The 20,948-nt window shown below is 43.6% G+C and carries 11 protein-coding genes; 7 read left to right on the forward strand and 4 right to left on the reverse strand.

Features of this window, described 5'->3' with window-relative positions; translation table 11 throughout:
• The first annotated feature begins 281 nt into the window (after window positions 1–281).
• Window positions 282–2,051, forward strand: coding sequence for a pyruvate kinase (pyk, locus tag V7K49_RS32920; protein WP_273766276.1), 1,770 nt, complete (start codon window positions 282–284; stop codon window positions 2,049–2,051).
• 50 nt (window positions 2,052–2,101) lie between these two features.
• Here pyk and V7K49_RS32925 read toward each other — a convergent pair whose 3' ends face one another.
• Together V7K49_RS32925 and V7K49_RS32930 are read right to left on the reverse strand one after the other, a co-directional pair.
• Window positions 2,102–3,883, reverse strand: a complete 1,782-nt coding sequence (locus V7K49_RS32925) for a M61 family metallopeptidase (RefSeq protein WP_335209408.1) — start codon at window positions 3,881–3,883, stop codon at window positions 2,102–2,104.
• A gap of 83 nt (window positions 3,884–3,966) precedes the next feature.
• On the reverse strand, window positions 3,967–5,565 hold the full coding sequence (locus V7K49_RS32930; RefSeq protein ID WP_335209410.1) for a cellulase family glycosylhydrolase: 1,599 nt from the start codon (window positions 5,563–5,565) through the stop codon (window positions 3,967–3,969).
• Between the two features lie 572 nt (window positions 5,566–6,137).
• On the opposite strand from V7K49_RS32930, the gene V7K49_RS32935 reads away from it, so the two are divergent.
• Entirely contained in the window at window positions 6,138–6,935 is a 798-nt protein-coding gene (locus V7K49_RS32935; protein WP_335209412.1) for a hypothetical protein, read from the forward strand.
• 456 nt (window positions 6,936–7,391) lie between these two features.
• On the opposite strand, the gene V7K49_RS32940 is transcribed toward V7K49_RS32935, so the two are convergent.
• Window positions 7,392–8,198: a hypothetical protein gene (locus tag V7K49_RS32940; protein ID WP_335209413.1), complete on the reverse strand. Its 807-nt coding sequence runs from the start codon at window positions 8,196–8,198 to the stop codon at window positions 7,392–7,394.
• Window positions 8,199–8,409: 211 nt separating this feature from the next.
• On the opposite strand from V7K49_RS32940, the gene V7K49_RS32945 reads away from it, so the two are divergent.
• The 5 genes from V7K49_RS32945 to bcsA all read left to right on the forward strand — a co-directional run bounded on the left by V7K49_RS32945 (window position 8,410) and on the right by bcsA (window position 19,092).
• Complete coding sequence (locus V7K49_RS32945; protein ID WP_442948717.1) at window positions 8,410–10,170, forward strand: carbohydrate porin; 1,761 nt, start codon at window positions 8,410–8,412, stop codon at window positions 10,168–10,170.
• Complete coding sequence (locus V7K49_RS32950; protein WP_335209416.1) at window positions 10,167–12,524, forward strand: tetratricopeptide repeat protein; 2,358 nt, start codon at window positions 10,167–10,169, stop codon at window positions 12,522–12,524. The genes V7K49_RS32945 and V7K49_RS32950 overlap by 4 nt, the downstream gene beginning before the upstream one ends.
• A 125-nt stretch (window positions 12,525–12,649) precedes the next feature.
• A complete protein-coding gene (locus V7K49_RS32955) occupies window positions 12,650–13,909 on the forward strand; it encodes a glycosyl hydrolase family 8 (protein WP_335209417.1) in 1,260 nt (419 codons plus the stop codon).
• A gap of 182 nt (window positions 13,910–14,091) precedes the next feature.
• A complete protein-coding gene (locus tag V7K49_RS32960; protein ID WP_335209418.1) occupies window positions 14,092–16,431 on the forward strand; it encodes a cellulose biosynthesis cyclic di-GMP-binding regulatory protein BcsB in 2,340 nt (779 codons plus the stop codon).
• A gap of 51 nt (window positions 16,432–16,482) precedes the next feature.
• Entirely contained in the window at window positions 16,483–19,092 is a 2,610-nt protein-coding gene (gene bcsA, locus V7K49_RS32965) for a UDP-forming cellulose synthase catalytic subunit (protein ID WP_335209419.1), read from the forward strand.
• A 569-nt stretch (window positions 19,093–19,661) separates the two neighbouring features.
• Here bcsA and V7K49_RS32970 read toward each other — a convergent pair.
• Window positions 19,662–20,345 (reverse strand): Crp/Fnr family transcriptional regulator, encoded by a 684-nt coding sequence (locus tag V7K49_RS32970; protein WP_334868106.1) that lies wholly within the window; start codon window positions 20,343–20,345, stop codon window positions 19,662–19,664.
• Window positions 20,346–20,948: the final 603 nt, after the last annotated feature.

The raw sequence follows: 20,948 nt of genomic DNA on the forward strand, positions 1-20,948 counted from the left end.
ACAGCTTTGCATATCAGCAGATGAATAACGCTATGATTCCAGACAAAGCCTAGTCTTTACTGACAAGTAGGGGATGAAAATTCGCAAGAAGTTGATCGGATAAACTCCTTTGTCGGGAGGATGGATACAAGATTGATGTACTATATCTAGTCTATCCCACAACCCCCACTCTCCCATAAACCCTCTCTAACTGCTTATATCTATTGATATAGCAGTGACTGAAAAGGAGATGCCACTCAAGTTACGATGACTTCCCAGATAGCTCCCTAACTTCAGCCCCTATGCAATTAAGAGATTCTCTGCGCCGGACAAAAATTGTCGCTACTATTGGCCCCGCCACTAGCAGTCCTGAAATGCTCAAGGCGATTATTGAAGCGGGAGCCACGACGCTGCGGCTAAACTTCTCCCACGGAACTCATGCCGACCATCAGCGTAGTATTCGCTTAATTCGGCAAACCGCCTTTGAACTAAATCAGCCAGTGGCTATTCTCCAAGACTTGCAGGGTCCAAAAATTCGCTTGGGGAAGTTTGACAACGGGTCTATAGTTGTGGCAAAAGGCGATCGCTTCACCTTGACAAATCGTCCGGTGGTTGGTACGCACGAAATTAGCTGCGTCACCTACGATTATTTAGCCGAAGAAGTCCCAGTTGGCGCAAAAATCCTCCTCGATGATGGACGAGTAGAAATGGTTGTGGAGGAGATTAACCGGGACAAAGGTGATTTGCATTGTCGCATCACCGTGCCTGGAAAACTTTCTAATAATAAAGGTGTAAACTTTCCCGGCGTTTACCTGTCAATTAAGGCAATGACCGACAAAGACCGAGAGGATCTGATGTTTGGTCTGGATCAAGGCGTAGATTGGGTGGCACTTTCCTTTGTCCGCAATCCGCAGGACATGATCGAAATTAAAGAGCTAATTTCCAGTACAGGCAAGCAAGTGCCAGTGGTTGCCAAAATTGAAAAGCACGAAGCTATTGAACAAATGGAGGCGGTTCTGGCTTTGTGTGATGGCGTCATGGTTGCCAGAGGCGATTTGGGCGTGGAATTGCCAGCCGAAGATGTCCCTGTACTCCAAAAGCGGCTCATTGCTACAGCAAATCGCTTGGGGATTCCCATCATCACCGCCACCCAGATGTTAGACAGCATGGTGAGCAATCCCCGTCCCACTCGCGCGGAAGTGTCGGATGTGGCAAATGCGATTCTAGATGGCACAGACGCTGTAATGCTCTCCAATGAAACTGCTGTCGGCGACTATCCAGTAGAAGCAGTGGCGACGATGGCACGAATTGCCGAGCGGATGGAGCAGGAGGAAGCCCAACACTCAAACCTACGTTCTTTGAGAGATACCCGGCGCTCCATTCCTAACGCTATTAGTCAAGCTGTAGGTCAAATTGCCGAACAACTAGGCGCAGCGGCAATCATGACGCTAACGCAAACTGGGGCAACAGCTCGCAATGTCTCTAAGTTCCGCCCCCAGACACCGATTTTGGCAGTGACACCCCACGTGAATGTGGCGCGGCAGCTACAGATGGTGTGGGGAGTAAAACCGCTGTTGGTGCTAGGATTACCTTCCACTGGTCAGACATTTCAAGCTGCGATCAACGTGGCTCAGGAACTTAAGTTACTGTCTGAGGGAGATTTAGTAGTAATGACTGCTGGCACACTCCAGGGAATTTCCGGCTCCACAGATTTGATTAAGGTTGAGGTGGTGACGGCAATACTAGGTCACGGAATTGGACTGGGACAAGGTTCAGTGAGTGGTCGCGCCCGGGTGGCTAATACTGGTATGGATGTTAGTAACTTTAATCCGGGAGACATATTAGTTGCACCCCGCACTAGTGCCGATTTTGTTGAGGCAATTCGGAAAGCTGCCGGGATTATTACCGAAGAGGAAAGTCTCACAAGTCATGCAGCAGTAATTGGCTTGCGTCTCGGTGTGCCAGTGATTGTCGGCGTGAAGCAGGCAACGCAGGTGATTCGGGATGGAGCGATTATAACGCTGGATCTGCAACGGGGTTTGATTTACTCTGGGGCGGTGAGAACGCCTTAGCACTGGCGACTGGGGACTGGGAAAAAATTTTCCTAATCCCTAATCCTTTATCAAACAGTTGCGATCGCTACCCCAAGCCATCCAGCAAAGTTTTGCTGCTGCATGGAGTCAGGATGCTCAACAGGTTTTACCTGATATTGAGTCGGACGTGGTGAGGCGAGGATGATGGAATAGGTACGCAGTTCGTCTTGGTGGAAAACTGTGACTTCAATTGTATCACTTGGTCGGTAATCTTTGAGGCGATCGCTTAAACTATTCCCCGTTACTTTAATCCGATCAATTGCTAACAACTCATCACCTGCATCAATTCCCCCTATTTGTGCAGGCGAACCAGCCTGCACAAACTTAATGATTTCCCGCCCATTCTCTGTATTTATTCTTACACCCAGGTAAGGTTCTTCCTGCTGATCAGCTACCAACTCCAAGCCAAAGGGTTCTAAGTACTGATTCAAGGGCAAATCGTCAGTGCCATCAATGTAGCGTTTAAAGAAATCAGTCAAATCGATTCCTGCAATAGATTCTATAACTTCCTGCAACTGTTCTGGAGTATAGCCAATTTCAGCTTGCCCAAATTGCTGCCACATTTTCAGCATCACGTCATCGAGGGAGCGCTGATTATCGTGAGTAGAGCGAATCAGTAAATCCAGCAACAGGGATACCATTTCTCCTTTTAAATAGTAAGAAATTTGGGAATTACCGCTATTGGCATCCGGGCGATAGAGTTTTATCCAGGCATCAAAACTCGACTCGGAAACGGGTTGTACTTTGCGCCCCGGTGTCATTTCATATCTGGTAATTTCCTTGCCCAAGTTATTCAAATACGACTGAACATCAAAAATTCCTGCCCGCAAAGGAATTAACAAGTCGTAGTAACTAGTAGTACCCTCACAAAACCACAATGATGGTGTGTAGTTTTCCTGGTCGTAATCAAAAACCTCTAATGCTTTGGGGCGAATTCGCTTGACATTCCACAAGTGAAAGAACTCGTGTGCTACCAATTGAATAAAGCGATCGTACTTATCCTGAGCGCGAAACCCAAAACGCTGGTAAATTAAGGAGCAAGAGTTTTTATGCTCCAAACCGCCAAAAGCTTGGCTAAATAAATGTAGTAGAAACACGTATCGTTCATAGGGCAAACCGCCGAACATCTGCGCTTCTACCTGGACAATTTTTTGGATATCAGCAATCATCTGCTGGGCTTGGAAATTTCCCTGTCCCCAAATTGCCAGTTCATGGGGCTTTCCCAAAACCTCAAATTTATACAATTGGTGGCTACCAATCTCAAACGGAGTATCAACAAGAGTATCAAAATCACCAGCCAAGAAAGTATTCGTTTCCTCACCAACGGGTGGCAAGGCAGTAGTTACCTGCCATTCTAGGCGTGGCGGTACGATAGTGACGCGAATGGGTTGCTTCTCCCAGCCCGTTATTCTAAAAAATAGTGCTGCACCGTTGAAATAACCGTGGGTAGCATCTAGGTGATTTGTCCGTACCGATAGCTCATTCGCAAAAATGCGGTAACGTACAGTTAATTCTGAAACAGCCTTTTTATCTACCTGCCAGTGATTTTTACTGATCTTCCGCCAAGGTAAAGGTTTACCCTCTGCAAAAGCCCCAAAATCCTGTAAATTCTTGGCGTATTCGCGGACTAAGTAGGAACCAGGTGTCCACACTGGTAGCTTTAAATCGAGAATCGGCGAATGGTAATCCATAAGGCGTAAAGTCACCTCAAACAGATGGGTTTCTGGTTGAGACATTGCCACCAGGTAATGAATCGTTGGCCCGGTTTCCTGAACATAGATATTGGGACGAGTTGCTGTTGCTTCAGTCATCTTGTGTGCTGAGTTAATACTCAATGGTTAATGGGATTGGTGATTTCTCCTATCATGACAAATTCGCCTTTTAACTTTTGAGTTCAAATCAAGACGGCGGCTATTTGCTGCGGCTGGTAGTCAGAACCAAGTTTATTGGCACAAAAGCCAGTATCCCGTACTTGATTTGGTTCAATTATTTTTCCCCAGTCCAAAGGAGTCACTAGATACTGTATCGCTCCTTGCTGCTTAAAATCTGCGTTCCAAGAGTTATTAATCTTAGCTTGATTCATCTGAAACGCCAGTTGCCAGTTGTTAACCTTGATATTGCCCTGATTTGTAATTTTAAACCTGACACAAAATCCGGTTTCCCAGTTGGAATAGATGTCAGTAGTAACTTTTAGTTGGGCAGCACCAGTAGGAGATGGAGAGACAGAAGGAGTAGGAGTTGGGGAAACAGGAGGATTACTCGGTTGATCTGGCTGTTGAAGTTGTACAGATGGAAGCAGTTGGGACAGTAATTGCTGCTTGGGTAGATCAACACTTTGCCAATCATCTAGTAAAATTCCGCCTGTATCACTACTATTAGGATTCCAACTCCAGTAAGTAAAGCTCAAGTTATTTTTTTGAATGTATTTCACAAACTCATTTTGCCAAATTCCTTCTTGGGAATTTAAGTCTACTTTTCGTCCCCCAAACTCCCCAATTAAGATGGGAGCAATATTCTCACTAGCGATATAGTTAAATCCTATTTGCCAGCGTTCAATTAGATTTTGAGGGAAGTTAGAGGCAGAAAAGTAGGGCTGATTGTACACCCCAGCGCCGTACTCATGAGGAGAATAGACTAGCTTATGAGAACGAGATAAACGTACCGGGTAGCGTTTCACACCTTCTAAATTTCCACCATGCCAATGCTGTGGCAGTTTTTGACCGAGGACATTCTTTTCCACTCCTTCAACGACAATCAGCCAATTAGGATTAACACTGAGAATCGCATTGCCTGCGCGTTCTGCTGCTAATCGCCAGTCAGTATTAATGTTGTTATCACCCCAGCTAGCTTTGCCGTGAGGTTCATTTTTTAAGTCTGCGCCAATAACGTTAGCTTGATTTTTGTATCTGATGGCTAACATTTTCCAAGTATCGATCCAGTCTGCTTCCGTAAAGCCGTCTCCATACCACAACTCTGGAATTTGCTGGTCGTTAAGACGGTGGCTGTCGAGCAGAATTAGCAATCCTTGACGTTCCGCTTCCTGAATAAGTAAGTCCATTACCTCCAATGGGGTTTTACCTTGAAGTTCTTTGTTGCTGCCAATTCCAAAGTCAATGCCACTTACATTAAGCGATCGCAATCCTGCCACAGAATAAGGTAACCGGATGAGGTTATATCCCAAGCTTTTAATCTGCGCCAGCATTTCTTTATAATCTCGTTTCCATAAACCGTCAGGGGCGTGCGTATCAGTCTCCATGCCAAACCAGTTAACACCTCTGGGCAATACAACCTTGCTTTTCGCATCCACAATTGTTCTACCAATTGTTGAAAGTGGTAGCTCTATTGGCGTTGCAGCCATAGAAGCATCTAGTTGAATATTAGCAGGTGCCTTAGTCAAAATAATTACTAAAAATACTACTAAACTTAGGCAAAATATCAGTAATTGCTTATGTAACCTCAATCTTCTTGGTTTATTTTTATGGATAACTTGCATACTATTACTTTTATTGGAGGATAATATCTAAGTCAAATTAACAGAAAAATATCTAATGGTTTCTACAACAGAATAATTTTTACAGTATCTTTACGTAAAAAGTATTTTTGTAAATCTGATTTTTAGCTGACGAGAAATGTTCGTAGTCTGATTAAAATGCATTTATTTTCCAGCTTTTTGTATTACTTAATTAACCTTCCATACGTTTAACCATCCTAATAGTATTAGAGCAATATTTAGCTACTATTGTTTCTGTATCCGCAAAAATTGGATAGTGGAAATCAAAAACGCTAAAATCTTTGACTGGTAATACGGATAAATTTATATCTATGTTTTGCATTTCCCTTTATACAATCTACGGTAGTTACTTAATTTACAGAAAATTTACGGAATTTACTGACTTCTTCATGAGTTGTCTATTGAAAACATCTCGTATCGAGAATAACTTAGATATTAAGGCAGTACAGATATTGACTGACCGGAAAAACTCTATACAAGTTAGATGTTACAAGCGGTAATTAAATCTTCTGCAATCTGTCCATAGCCTTTTATTTAACAAAAGTTTTCTGAATATGACACTTTCTGCACTGCAAAAATTCTTAGTACTACCTGCGATCGCTTCTCTAAGTGTATTTTCTTTAATGTCATTTCCCCTTGCTACACTAGGTGATAAGCAAATAGCCATCAAATTTCAGGAAGAACCTATTTTTGACGGGAAACTTAGAGATATTGCTATTCCTTACGTAGTTTTTGCAACTGTACTTAGTATAGGGTCTGGAATTTCAGCACTTGCTTTTTGTGGTTGGCGAAATTCTTCTTCCAAATCAGCAAAAATTCAGCAGGAATTATCTAATCTAGATCTGCACTTACAGCAAAAGGAAGCATTACTAAAAGAATGGCAAGTTTCCGAGCCTCGGTTGCAAGTTTCTGGATTAAGCGCTTTTTTAGATGACGAGATACCTTTTGATCAAGCTTTCAGTTCAAAAAGCTTTGCAATAACTGGATCTCAACCTGTTGAAGCGCAAATGCCGATGCACACACAGCTGATAAATCCTGTACCAGAGGTTGCAACTAAACAAAATACTACCACCATGACAAATGTTGCTGCTACTTCTGCGTTTGCATCCGACCAAACTTTCCTTAGCTATGCTCAAGAAAATCCGAATAGCACCAAAGAAGTTGCTGCTGCTCGTGAAGTAAATCAAACAGTAATCATGCCATCAGAATTTGAAGAGTTGCAAAAACAAATTAAAGAGATGATGTTACAGATGCAGGTAATGCAGGACAATTTGCAACTAACACCTCAAGCAACAAATGCTGAAGTAGAATCCCCAGCTAAATTTCAGATATACTATAATACTGTTCTTTAAAATCTGCTCAAATCTGTTTATCAAAGAGCAAAAACTGAAGAAAAACAGGTTTAATGTTTATTACCTACATCTTTGCGTCATAGACAAATAAAAGAAACAAGGGATTAGAGAAGCAGAGGAGAAGATTTAAATCACTCAACAGCATCGGAGTATAGAGCAAGTGCCTTTAGGTATGAATTTCCTCTCTGTCTCTTTTGTGAAGCTTCTAAAATTACCACAACTCTCTTAATGAGGACAAGCACTTTTCTTTACAGACAATGCCCACTCAATTAGTGGTTATTGGGTAATTAATATCTGGATGCCAGCGCTCATATTGAGGCTGGTATTCCAGTTTTTATCTATCAAAAAGAGAGCGATGGAGGGCTACAGTACCCCGTCCTTAATCAAGTAGGAAGTAGGGTAGGGGTACATAGATATAGACAGGATATTTTATAGGTTTGATGCCCATCTTAATTCTCACCTGAGAAACTCTGAAGGAGTAACATAGGCATTCGTTTGCCTATTTTTAACTGATGGAAGTAGGGTAGTTTTAGAAGCTATCGATTGCGGCGGGATTTGATATCGGTTTCCCCAACCACCATTGAAGTCTTCCGGTTGTAGACGAGGTGGTATTGTTTTCCCTATAGGTAGGGGTATTGTTAAGGTTTGGCTAACTTGTAAATATTTTTCACCTTCGTTAGTAAAACGAATCAACTTGCTTTCAATCTTTTCAAGCTTTTCTAGCTGTTGATTTTCTGACTTTAACTTTTGAGAGTTTTGATTATCTGGCTGTTCCCACTGACTAGCAGGATCGAAAATAGCTACAAATGTAACGCCACCTTCTGGAAACAGTCGTATTTGTGCTGGATTTGCTTGCCAAACTTCTTGGAAACTACCATCGGGTGAAACTTGCCACAGATTTAGCGCAGCCTCCCATTGTCCCTGTTTCACTTCCACAATTTGACGAGCCAGAATTGAACGGTTAGTATTCGTATCTGAGTTCAGCAAAGCTTCTGCTTGTCCTGATACTGGACGCAAATAACGCACAGCAACCACTGTAATCTTGCTAGATTCAGGCAGATTGGTACTACCAACGACGTTGTATACACCTTTACTTGATATAGGTTGTACATTTCTAATTTCCATCCCCACCTTTTCTTGTGCTTTTTGAACACAGCCATAACTGGCAGCTAAAAGCATAAGACAAATAGCTGCCTGGAGATTAGCAGGAGATAAAGCTTTAAAATTGGGAAAAATAATCTTTAAATCAAGATTTTTCATCATAATAGGCAGTTTTTTGGGTTTCTTTCCCAATAAAATCAGTTTTTTACCTATTATGCCCAATTTATTTTCATAAATAACAAGTTTTATCGACTCCTAATTGAATTAATTGAAAATTACAAAATTTATTGTGTGTAGTGGTTACTACCCATTTAATTTGCTAAAGTGGCGACATTCTATAACCTAAATATGTAGTTGTTACCCAACTAAGCTGATGAGGCAACCAGTATTCGATTGTTATAAATTTACTTTTTCAATTCAGTACCACAAGGTTTATCCACTGCTTTGCACTGTCGTCATCTCGATTTGCTGGGTACTGGCAGTGAGCGAAAAGTCTTCAGCTCAAATCAACCCATCTCAGTTACAGAGTAGCGACTACCAATTGGGCTTAACAGAACCCCTACCAGTACCTAAATTACCTGTCAAGAAGAGTCAATCGCAGTCAGGGTCACAAACATTGACTCCTCCACCCGTAACGACTGGTGTCGCAGTTGCACCGGTCGCCAATCCAGTGGCCAAAGTTGTGGAACCCAAACCAGTCAACAATCTCCAACAACTGGAGAGTGTCTTCATCCAGCAGCAAGTAACTGGAAAAGCCCCGGCAGCAGCACATAGTTCTGTTGCACCACGAGTGGCAGCAGGTGGGGACACTTCTGACCTTAATTTAGGATTGCAGGGACAGATAAACGGCCCGGAGCCAGTAACTAGCTCAGTCGTAGCTCCACTGCCACCGCTCGCCAACTCGTCTGCAACACAAGAATTCACTGCACCCGCAGCACCAACTTTTAATCAACTACTCAGTTCCCAAACAGCCCCCCTGCCGCCACTTCCCAACTTGCCTGCAACGCAAGAATTCACTGCACCAACAGCACCAACTTTTAATCAACAATTACTCAATCCACAGACAACACCATCAGTCCCTAGTCCAACTCCCACACCAAGCACAGCAGTATCAGTAACTACTCAACAACGCCGCCAGCTCACTAGCAGTAGTTTAAGGGAACCCTCTTTACAATTCCAAGGAGTTTATATCACCCAAGGCAGCGACACCTCAGCCCGGGCGAGACTTACGGGAGTCTACCCACTTTCTCCCCAAGCTTTAGTTGGGGCAACTCTGGACTTAACAAGCCAAGGCAGCAGCTTGGATGACTCCCGAAACGAGGGTTTGAACATCAACGAGCTTTATTTGGCGACTTCACTAGCAGGAGTACCTAATCTGCGATTAGTGATCGGTCAAATAGATTTAACGTCTTATTTTGATAACAACAGCTTTGCTAAAGATGGGGCCAGTCAATTCTTTAATCCGGTGTTTCAAACCAACCCAGCACTGGCGGCGACAGGGATTAGTTCACGCACTGGTTTGTTAGCCGATTGGAGTATCACCGACAATATTGAAGCCAAAGCAGCAGTCTTTTCATCAGCAAACAAAATCGGTGAATTTTCTTTAGATGGATTTGCTGGAGAAATCGGCATCCGTTATGGCAATGCGATTATTCGTGGTACTTATGCCAGCGATCGCGACGCTGGTGTTCGTGATAGCTTCCTCGAAAGCTTTAGCATTCCCAGAGGTGACAATCAATTTGGCCCTGAAGCAAACGATCGCGAAGAAGCATATGGTGTCAACGCCGAAGTCTTTATTCCCAATCTGAAATTAGGTTTGTTTGGGCGCTATGGTCGTTACGAAAATCGCACTTTAGGAGAGGGTGCAAATACTTACGTTTTAGGAGCTAGTTTTTTAGATCTGTTTACCCCAGATGACAAACTAGGAATAGCTTATGGACTTCCTCTCTCTAACGATCGCCTCCGTCGTGGAGACCGTCCGAATGTATTGGAAATGTTCTATGATTTTAAATTTATTTCCAATCTCCGGATAGGTTTTTCGGTTCAGGCACGTGATGATTTCTCCGAAACAGTCTTCGGGATCAGGGTGAAATCAGATTTTGATGTCACTCCCAGAGGGAGAATTGCTCAATGAGTCAAAGCAATATAGATAAAAGGCAAAAGGCAAAAGCTAAAAAAATTAAATATCGTTCTCTTTTTACTGGTTCATTTTTCCTTTTAACTTACTTATTAACTGTGCCGCCTTTGGGCAGCATTGCCCCTGCTCAAGCACAGAACTTATCAGCATCGGCACAAAAAGGTTTTGCATTATTAAAAAAAGGCTGGATTAATGATGCGATCGCAGCCTTCCAGCAAGCCCTCAAAAGTCAACCGCAATCTTCGCCAGTTAGGTTAGGACTAGCGATCGCTTATCGCAAGGCCGGACGTATTCCTGAAGCTTGGAGTGCTTATCAACAAGTACTGGCGGTAGACCCCAATAACCAACTAGCTTTAAAGACAGTTGGTCTACTGGCTACTTATCGTTCTGAGTGGAACTTAAAAGGAATTGAGGCTCTAACAACTTTATTAGAGTTAAATCCTAATGACTCAGAAGGTCGTGGTTACCGTGCTCTACTCTACTCCTATCAAGGACGATTAACCGAGTCCCTGGCAGACTACCAAATCGCGCTGAACAACAACCCCACACCAGAGGCAGTCGTTGGTGCGGCTCAAACTTATAGTTACAGTGGGGATTTTCCGAAAGCACTGGAGTTATTTAACCGCTATCGCTCCAGTGGCAAAGCCATTACAGGCTATGCAGCAGTAGCCTACGGTCGCAGCTTACGAGAAACAGGCAATCCTGGAGGAGCAGTACAGGTGTTAGAAGCGCAGTTACAGCGCTCCAATAAACTTGACTCAATGGGGATTGAAACTCGTAAAGAACTGGCTGTAGCATACCTTGTCAATCAACAACAAGCCCAAGCGTTGGCAGTCTTAGATGTATTACAGGGCAGACCAGATGCGATTTTGCCCTTAGCGCGATCGCTCAATGAAATTCGCAAGTACACCAATAACCCCACTCTCACCCAGCAAGTTTTTAATCTCTATCGTCAAGCCCTCCAAACCGATCCCAACCCTTCTCCCAAGCTACTGCGGGAAGTCGCTGATGTCTTTAGTGGGTTTCCTGAAGGACGACAAACAGCGCTGCAATTGTATCAACGGGTGGCGTCAGAATTTCCCAACGATCAAAGTTTGCTGGTGCAGCAATTAGCTTTGGAAAATCAGTTAGGTTTACTCGGTAAAAATGACTTGAGACAGCGTTTGGCGACTGTAATGCAATCATTGCCGAGCGATCGCGTGCAGTTGCAACAGCTAGCTAATGCCTTAGTGAACATTGATCTTCCCGACCCAGAATTTTTACCTGTATACCAAAATCTTTTACAAATGGGGGTTAACGTACCGTTTTTGAATTTCCGGGTGGCACAAATGTATGTGCAGCGCCAAGATTTGAATGGCGCAAGGCTTGCCTTGGCAGCTTACACAGCTACCCCCGCAGGTGCTAAAGACCTCGCACCCCAGTTGCTAGCAGCAGAAATTGAGCGTCGTGAGGGTAGTCTGGAAGCTAGTGCCCAGCGTTACCAAGCTGTGCTTGCTAGCAAGCCAAATAGTAGCGATATTATTAATGCTGCTTTGGGCGGACTGGCTGGAGTACGACTGCAACAAAAGCGTTTTGATGAGGCTGTGACAGTTTATGACCAATTGATAGCTGGCAATCCTCAAAATTTGTCGATTCAACTAGGGCGTGCTAGTATCGCCTATCAAGCCAAGCGAATCTCCCAACCAGAAGCAGAGGCAGTTCTCAACAATTGGTTAGCTACACAACCTGCAACCAATACTCCTCCAGAACTATATAGTTTGTTAGAAGCGCTGCCTGCTGATCCGCAAAGAGAAGCTTTATATAGTTACCTACTAGAAACTGACCCTACTTCCATACCACTACAACTGCGCTTGTTACAAGTGATAGCAAAACGTAATCCAGCCCAAGCACAAGCACGGATGAAGCAGTTGATTGCTCGCATTCCCAACACTCCTAACTCATCCCAGTTGCAGGCAGAGTTGGCTCGATCTGTAGGTGATTTGAATTTGGCTAGCAGTACCTATCAGAATATTTTGGCGCAGCAACCAGATAACATCGATGCCCTAGCGGCTTTGGGCGGAATTCGCTTTGAACAGCGCCGCTTTGAATCGGCACAGGAGATTTATGCTCAAGTGTTGGCACAAAAACCGGAAGACAAAGACGCACGCCGCGCCCTGGCTGGATTGAATGCGATTTTAGATCAGCCTTTGACAGCATTAGCACAGCTAGAACGATTGCAACTAGAAACAATCGCCGAAGGAGGAACCGATAGTGATGCATCTCGGCAAATACAGCAAATCCAAACAGACTTTTTGCTCCGACGAGGATTTCAACCCCCTTGGCAAGACTATCAACGTCGAAACAGGAATTAGCGCTCGCTTAAATTTCTTCATGAAAGTTAATTTTGAACAACTACAAGGGAACAATAAGGGCAGGAAAATGGTACTCTCACAGTCTCCCTATCGGCTAATATTTTACAAATCAAACTGTTCTTAGGATGTGGCACTTCCCAAGAGTGGCAGCTATTGCCAGCCTAATTGGTTTATCTGCCTGTGTCTCTAGTTACTGGGCAGCAAAACCGAAAACACCGGATGATCGAACTCCGGTAGCAAACGTCCCCACTGAAGGTAGTAGTCAAAATCTGACTGGATTGTTAGCTGATCTTCCTGAATCTACCCCCAACCGGGAATTACTAGCTCAAAGCTGGGATAACTACCGCCAAAGATTTATTCAGTCAGACGGACGGGTGATTGATTACCAAGCAAGCGATCGCTCAACTAGTGAAGGTCAAGCCTATGCTTTGCTACGAGCAGTACTGATTAATGATCCGGCAACTTTTGCCCGGACTTTAAACTGGTCGGAAAATAACCTCCAGCGCCAAGCGGGTGGTAAAGGCACAGATACTTTGTGGGCTTGGAAATGGGGACGAAAGAAAGATGGTAACTGGGGTATCATCGACACCAACTTTGCCAGTGATGGAGATATAGATGCGATTACTGCCCTAATTTTGGCATCACGGCGTTGGCATCGACCCGAATACTTGGAACTGGCAAAACTTAAACTGCAAGATTTATGGAACCTGTCCACTATCTCAGAACCACAAGGTAAGCGCTACCTATTACCAGGGCCTGTGGCTGCATTTGTCCCGAATGCATCTACCTTTTACCTGAATCCCTCTTATTTTGCTCCTTATGCTTTTCGGATCTTTGCACAAGTTGACCCCCAACATGATTGGTTGAGTTTGGTAGACAGCAGCTATGAAGTGCTAGAAAATTCGGCAAAGCTTTCTAGCGTAGGTTTACCCAGTGACTGGGTAGCTCTAAATACCAAAACAGGACAATGCCAAATCCTCCCAGCATCTAGCACTCTGAAGAGTTTGTATGGCTTTGATGCCTATCGAGTCTGGTGGCGTTTGTCGTTGGATGCTGCCTGGTTCAACTCACCCCAAGCGCAACGCTATCTAGCGACATCCACTCAGCACCTGCAAAAACTGTGGAGTAAACAATCGAGTCTACCAGCACGCATTGATCTCCAAGGCAAACCATTAGTGGATTACGAAGCTACATCCCAATACGCCATGTTGTATGCCGCCATGCAGTTGCTGGAACCAGCAATAGCTCAAGAACTGCTTGTGAAAAAAATACTGCCTGAATACAAGCAGGGAATTTGGGGAGACCAATCTGCTTATTATACCCAGAATTTGGCTTGGTTAGGATTGCTACCTCCAAAGACAATTCCCCAGCGACTGCTTAAATGACATTTCCTGACACTGAGTTAGAGCAAGGGCTTCCCAAATACCCTTTACTGCCAGCAGACTGACTCTGGTTGATTTCGTTTAAAAAATCGGATGGGATGATTTTTAAGTTCTAAAAGCAACTAACTAGTTATGGTTTTTACGTAAAAGTTTTGAGTAAATTAACACTAAAATCACGCTCTACCATGAAGCAGTTGTTTCATCTTTCCCAAATTAGTAAAAAAGCAATTATTGTTACTTCGTGCTTTTTTTTGTTTCCTAGTTCATTATTCAGCGCTCAAGCTCAAACCAAAGGCGATCTGCAACAGCAAGTAACTTTATTAGCTCAAGCAACGACATCAGAAAATAGTAGTAAAGCAGACTTAAAAGCTCCTACTGCCAAGAACCTGGCAACTTACATTTTAGAATTTAATCGTAGTCCGATTGTGGGCAACCGGATGCGCTTGCGTGGGGTTTACTCAGAAGGTCGTCTTGCCTTTACTCGTCCTCGTGGCTGGAAACTAAATCGGGGTAAGGTACAAGCTTTAATCCGTTTTCAACACTCACCAGCACTGTATGCCAATCGCTCCAACCTGACCGTGCTAGTCAATGGCACCAGTGTCGGTAGCGTACCACTTAACCACAAAGAGTCCCAAGTAGGTCAAGTCCTGTTCAATATCCCACCAAAGCTGATTCAAGACTATAACGAACTCATATTAGTGGCACAGCAGAATAACACCCTCGAATGTAGCGACCCTAGTAGCCCCGACTTGTGGACAGAGATTCTGCCAGATTCCAAATTAATCTTGAACTATGAACGGCAGCCGACTCCCCTGAATTTCAGCCGCTATCCTTATCCTTTCTTTGACGAACTCGGCTTAGAAACTAACCAAATTGCTTACTTGCAACCGAGTCAAGTTAATCAATCCTGGTTAACAGCAGCAGCTCGCTTACAAGCGGCATTGGGGAGAATCGCAGATTTTCGCCCGATTCAGACGAGCTTGGTGTCTGATGTTGCAAGTGTGAAGGCAAACGATCACTTGGTAATCATTGGGACTCCAAATGAGCAACCATCTCTAAATACTTGGAAGAATTTGCCCCTGAAAATCATCAGTAATCAAATTATTGATCGTGATAACAACCCTGTACCTGATGAAACAGGGGTGTTAATGATCACTAAAACTGAAAAGAGCGGGGTTCCAGTTTTAATTGCCACTGGCAACAGCACAAAAGCTGTGGAAAAGGCAACCCAATTTTTATCACAGCCAGACTTGCGGAAAATGGGGACTGGTCAGGTAGTTTTTGTCAATACCCTCAAAGAAGGTTTGACACCAGGACTCCGCCAGTGGCCTCGTTATTTGCCAGAGCAAAATTCTTTTAAACTGGGCGACATCAAAACCCAGGTAAATGGTGAGCCGTTTAGTGATGTCACTGTACGGGGAATGGGAGCACCACCAATTGAAGTTGATTTTCGCGCTTTACCAGATGATCGGTTTGTTCGGGGTAGTTCCATGAATCTGGTTTACAGCTATGGGCCGCAGGTTAATCCTAGAACTTCTGCGCTCGAAGTTTTACTGGATGGAGTTTTCATTGGTGGGGCCCGTCTTGATTCTGAGTCGGGAGAAACTCACAAAAACCTCAAAGTCAATTTGCCGGAAAACTTGATCAAACCTAACTCGAAACTGCAAGTTTTTTTCCGGATGAATCCTAGAGAACCGTTTGACAAACAGAACTGTCTTCAGCCACCAGATCAACAACTTACAGGGACGGTGCATTCAGATACTAGCTTCGACCTGAAGCGGGAAATCTCTACACAACTACCAGACTTGAACCTGCTGAAATTCGGTTTTCCCTTTACTGCACCACAGGATTTGTCCCAGACGGCGATTGTAGTGCCACAAATCCCCTCGAAGACAGATGTTTTAACCTTGTTAGCCTTTAGCGAACGCTTAGGAAGGCTCAGTCAAGCAGATGCCGTCAAACTAGAAGTTTACACACCAGATGCCTTGCCGACAAAAGTTCGTAAAAATGACCATTTGGTAGGAATTGGAACGCGAGAAGAGTTTCCTTTTCCTGAAGTGTTTAATTCCAGTGGCTTTAACTTGAGTCAGGCATTTTCCCGCTCTTCTGCCTATGCTGTGGTTCAGACCCCACAGGACACACAAGGCATGATTAAGCAAATTATCTCTCCTTGGAACAGCGATCGCGTCGTTCTGGCTTTAACATCTCAAACTGAAACTGGTTTAGAGCGAGTGCGACAAGTCCTCAATCAAGATCCGTGGTTCTTCCAACTCAAAAAGGATACGGTGCTAATTAGTAGTGATCAAAAAGACCCAGTTTCCTCCGATGCTGATGCCTATCAACTACAGTTTTTCCAAAGCGCCCCGAACACTCGTCGTTGGGAAAATACCAGTCTCCTCAGTAAGGCATCACGCTTTTTACAAGAAAATTGGCTATTGCTACCTGTAGGCATTTTGAGTGTCTCTCTAATTCTTTACGGCATTGTTCAGTTGTATCTCAAGCGGCTAACTGCTGACAAAAAGTAGACACTCTCGGTTACGTATCGCCAATTTTAAATTTCAAAATTTAGATCCAAAATGTCTTCCCCAGATACATCGCCTCGGAAATCACGCGATCGCCAGCGCTTCAAATTGAGCAGTTGGCTGATTGATATTACCCCCCGATTTTTTGACCGCACTCTCCAAAGGGTGGGTGTGAAACACTTTAAATGGTTCATCCTGCTGCTATTGTTGCTCTCAGTGCCACTGATTGTTACCCCAATAGAAGTTTGGCAGCAGGGATTGGTAGCAGTATTTCTTGTGCTACTTGGTCAACTGATCATACACGCAGAGTTTCAAGAGGACTCTTCAGAAATCAGCCAGTATTATCATTTATTTCTCCTGTGGCTGAGTATGGTAACAACGCTGCGTTATTTATACTACCGCACCAGCTATACCCTCAACTTTGATGGTTGGCTCAACAGCATTGCTTGCCTATTATTGTTCGCAGCTGAACTTTATGCCATCCTCACCTTAGTACTGGCGTACTTTCAAACACTGAAAATTCAAGAACGCCAACCAGTTAATCTCACAACCATTCCTGTTGAGGAATGGTACAAAGTTGATATCTACATTCCCACTTACAACGAAGATGTGGAGATTGTTCGTAAGACTGCCGTGGCAGCCTTGGCCTGTGATTATGCTCCTAATAAAAAACAGGTTTATGTCCTTGATGATGGTCGTCCTGAAAAGTATAAAGAGAACGACCCACGTCGAGAACAGTTTAGCGCCAGACGGGAACAGCTACGGCAAATGTGCCAAGAACTCGGCTGTATACACATGACACGGGACAATAACGACCACGCTAAGGCGGGTAACATTAATGCTGCCTTTTACAAAACTGGCGGCGATTTAGTGTTGATTTTGGACTGCGATCATATCCCATCACGGCAAATTCTCCTGCATACAATGGGTTTTTTCTTCGATCCCAAAGTATCGTTTGTCCAAACTCCCCACTGGTTCTATAACCCCGACCCCTTCGAGCGTAATTTGGTCACCAAAGGTAGAATACCCGCAGGTAATGAACTGTTTTATAAGGTACTGCAAAAAGGTAACGATTTTTGGAATGCCGCCTTTTTCTGCGGTTCTGCAGCATTAATCCGCAAATCCCACGCTTTAGAAGTTGGGGGAATTGCGGTGGAAACAGTGACGGAAGATTGCCACACTGCCTTGCGATTGCATTCGCTGGGTTACAAATCTGTCTACTACGACAAAATTATGGTGGCTGGTTTAGCACCAGAAACGTTTTCTTCTTATGTAGGGCAACAAGTGCGCTGGGCAAGGGGGATGGCGCAGATTCTGCGATTGGAAAACCCCGTTTTTAATCCGAAGCTGAACTTGACAGTTGCCCAGAGGATTTGTTATTTCAGTGCGACTTCACACTTTTTGTATGGCTATCCGCGTCTAATATATGCGATCGCTCCCCCGCTATTTTTATTATTTGGCATTAACTCTGTCCAAGGTTTGGGTTTAGAAACTCTAGCCTACGCCCTACCCCATATTCTCCTCTCGCTTTTTACTAACTACATCATTTACAAAAACGTCAGGTTCTCGTTCTGGAACGAAATTTTTGAGTTTGCAATGGCTTTCCAGGCTGGGTGGGTGACCATGTTAGCACTGTTTAATCCCAAGCTAGGTTCATTTAACGTTACCGACAAAGGAACGTCTATAACCAAACGCACCTTTGATTGGGAATCAATGCGTGGTCTTTTAGTGGTAACAGGACTTGTTGTCTCTTCCTTGCTGGCTGTTCCCTATTGGCTGCTGCTACGTCCTGAAGATTGGCAAGCAGTCTTAGTTAACACCATGTGGTCTATTTTTAACCTGGTTTTACTGATAGCTGCTTTGTTGGTTGGCTTTGAACAACCGCAAGTACGTTCTGCCCACCGTTTACAGCGTCGTCTCTCCATCTTAATTACCAGTAACAGTCAAACAATCATGGGCAAAACGGTGAATATCTCGGAAACTGGGGCATTAATTTCCTTAGAAACCTGGCCTAATTTACTGGAAGAAGTGGAAGTTGAGGTGATGGGAGATTATACTGCTAGCGCTTCTCTAACGGCGCAGATTGTCCGAGTCTCCCCTATTAATGATACAGAAACGCTTTTAGCAGTTGATTTTGTGAAGCTCAACACGGCCCAACGCGATGCTTTAACTCTAGTTTTGTATTCTGATGTGCAGGAGTGGTATTCTCAAAAGGGACAGTATGTAGACCGACCCATAGCTTCCCTTGGATTCCTCGCTACGAGTCTGACTCGGGCCTTGGGTGACATCAAACAAACTAGCCGTAAAAAGGTACGCAAGCAGGTAAATAGCAATAGCCAACTCTACTGGGATGGTAACTTCTTTTTTGGAGTAGCTACAGAACTAGGAACAACAGGTTTGCGCTTGGAAATAGAAGATAAAAAAGCCGTGTCTTCTCACAAAATGCTAGGACAACAGGATTTGCACACAATGCAAACTGTTAAACCATTAGTTGGTTTACTGTTGAATGAGGATGGGGATAATGTCTCATCTAACCGATTCGTTGCCGAAATTTATGCAGTAGAAGAAGAGGCAAGTGGCAAGATTGCGATCGAGTTAATTTTTCCAGAAAAATTCAAAGAACGCCAAGACACCAAAATTAAACAACTGTTGCAGGTTCTGTAGCAGAAGTACTTGACTAGATTTTGATTAGCGCAAGCTCCATTTCAGTCCAGATGTTGCTTGCGCTTGGGAGTGTTTTAAACAGAACTAGCCCTTTCAAGGTAATCTGTGAGAGATTAAAATAAAGCGCATTTTGTCAATCAGTTAAAATACCTAAAATCGTCTTATTGAAGTCTCATTGAAAATGATAATCGTGCAGGGGTGAGGGTTGTACTTGACTACGAATTTTAGATAAAAGATTTTAGATAAAAGATTTTTTGGTTCATGCCCCGCCCCGGACAACTCTTGGAGACGCTAACGCGAACGTCCCGCAACGCTTTTGTGGGCGGAACAAATCCAAAATTCTCAATTTAAAATTCGGCTTGCCCCATACCCAATCTTAGCGGGGTCAGCATTGAGCGAACCCAAGAGCGTCTCTGAGAGTTGCCGAAGTGTCAATCCAAAATTGTTAATTCCATTATCCAAAATTAATTGACCCTTGCTTAATGCTGGCCACCCTACAGGATCTTGCTACAGACTTTTCTCCATTCCACAAAAAAAATGTAGTGCATTCAATTAAGAACCGCTAGCAATCACACTTTGCCAGCCAAGTTCATCAACTGTTTGAAGTTCACAAGATAAGTGGTGTTGTTGGCGCTGTCAATGTTAATCCACCCTTTTTCATGCAGCTTTTCCATGATTTTGGTGGTTTCTTCAACACCGATTTCTGTCACCTCTGCTAAATCTTTAAAGGGAATGTTAAAAATTTCTCTTCCTAAATCTGATTCCTGACCATAATTTTCGCCTAAAGTCACTAGGGTATGGGCGAGTTTGACTGCTGGTGGTGAAGACCGCATTTGTAAGCGCAGGTTAATTTGCCGCAATCGCCGCACCATCAGTTGCAACATGCGGTGATGTAACTGCGGGTCTTTAAACAATATTTGAATAAAACGCTCTCTGGAGATACTAAGCAACTTCACGGGTGAAAGGGCAATGACATCGGTTGAGCGTGGAGATTCATCCAAAATTGCCATTTCTCCAAAAAAATCGCCACGGCCAAAAATTGCCAGAGCTACTGAATCTTCCCCGACGGTACGCCGGACTTTGACCCAACCAGAAACCACGAAGTAAACGGCGTTACCCCAGGCATCTTCCATCACAACAGCTCGCCCAGATGGGTATTCATGTTCAATTGCAACGTTGAGCAGCCATTCCAAAGTCTGTGGATTGGCTGTACTCATTAAGGGGAAAAGTTCACTAAAAACCTCAGTTAGCATGAAATATTTGCAAAAAATGGATTCAAGAGTGGGAAACTAACTTTGCTACTATAAGTTTGTTTAAACCGTAATCTTACTCAGAATATGATCGCAAAATCTGTATTTATTTGAGATGAACCTCTAAGGTTGATCGGTCTAGGGTTCCATTACAACATAACAATTATGTATGTGATCGAAATCAGCAGTTTTACTGACAGATTTATATATTTGGCGTTTGTTGATGGATTGCTATATAGTGCCAGTATTTTGATCTGTTTATCTAAATTTTTTACTAATTCATTCAGGGCAAACAAAGCCTCTAATTGCTGAAAGTCAAGGCTAGGATTCAGTAAAAGCCGTTTTTGTAGTTCATGTAACTTGAAGCTTAGTTGCTGAGAAATTCCTTAGGCATGGCGAATCATTTAATTCACCCTCTGAAGACAACATAGATTTAATTATTTAGTGTTCATTTATACAATATTTTACCTTTAATTTAGTAAGTAGTTAATAAATTGGACTTTGTTCGATTGTTAAAATTTAAATTATATATACCTAAGTAGAAGATGAATTTCAGATGTGGATTGGGGATAATATTGAGTTACGATCTGCTGTAGTAAGTGAGAG

It is taken from the genome of Nostoc sp., assembly GCF_036919675.1.
Taxonomy (GTDB): Bacteria; Cyanobacteriota; Cyanobacteriia; order Cyanobacteriales; family Nostocaceae; genus Nostoc.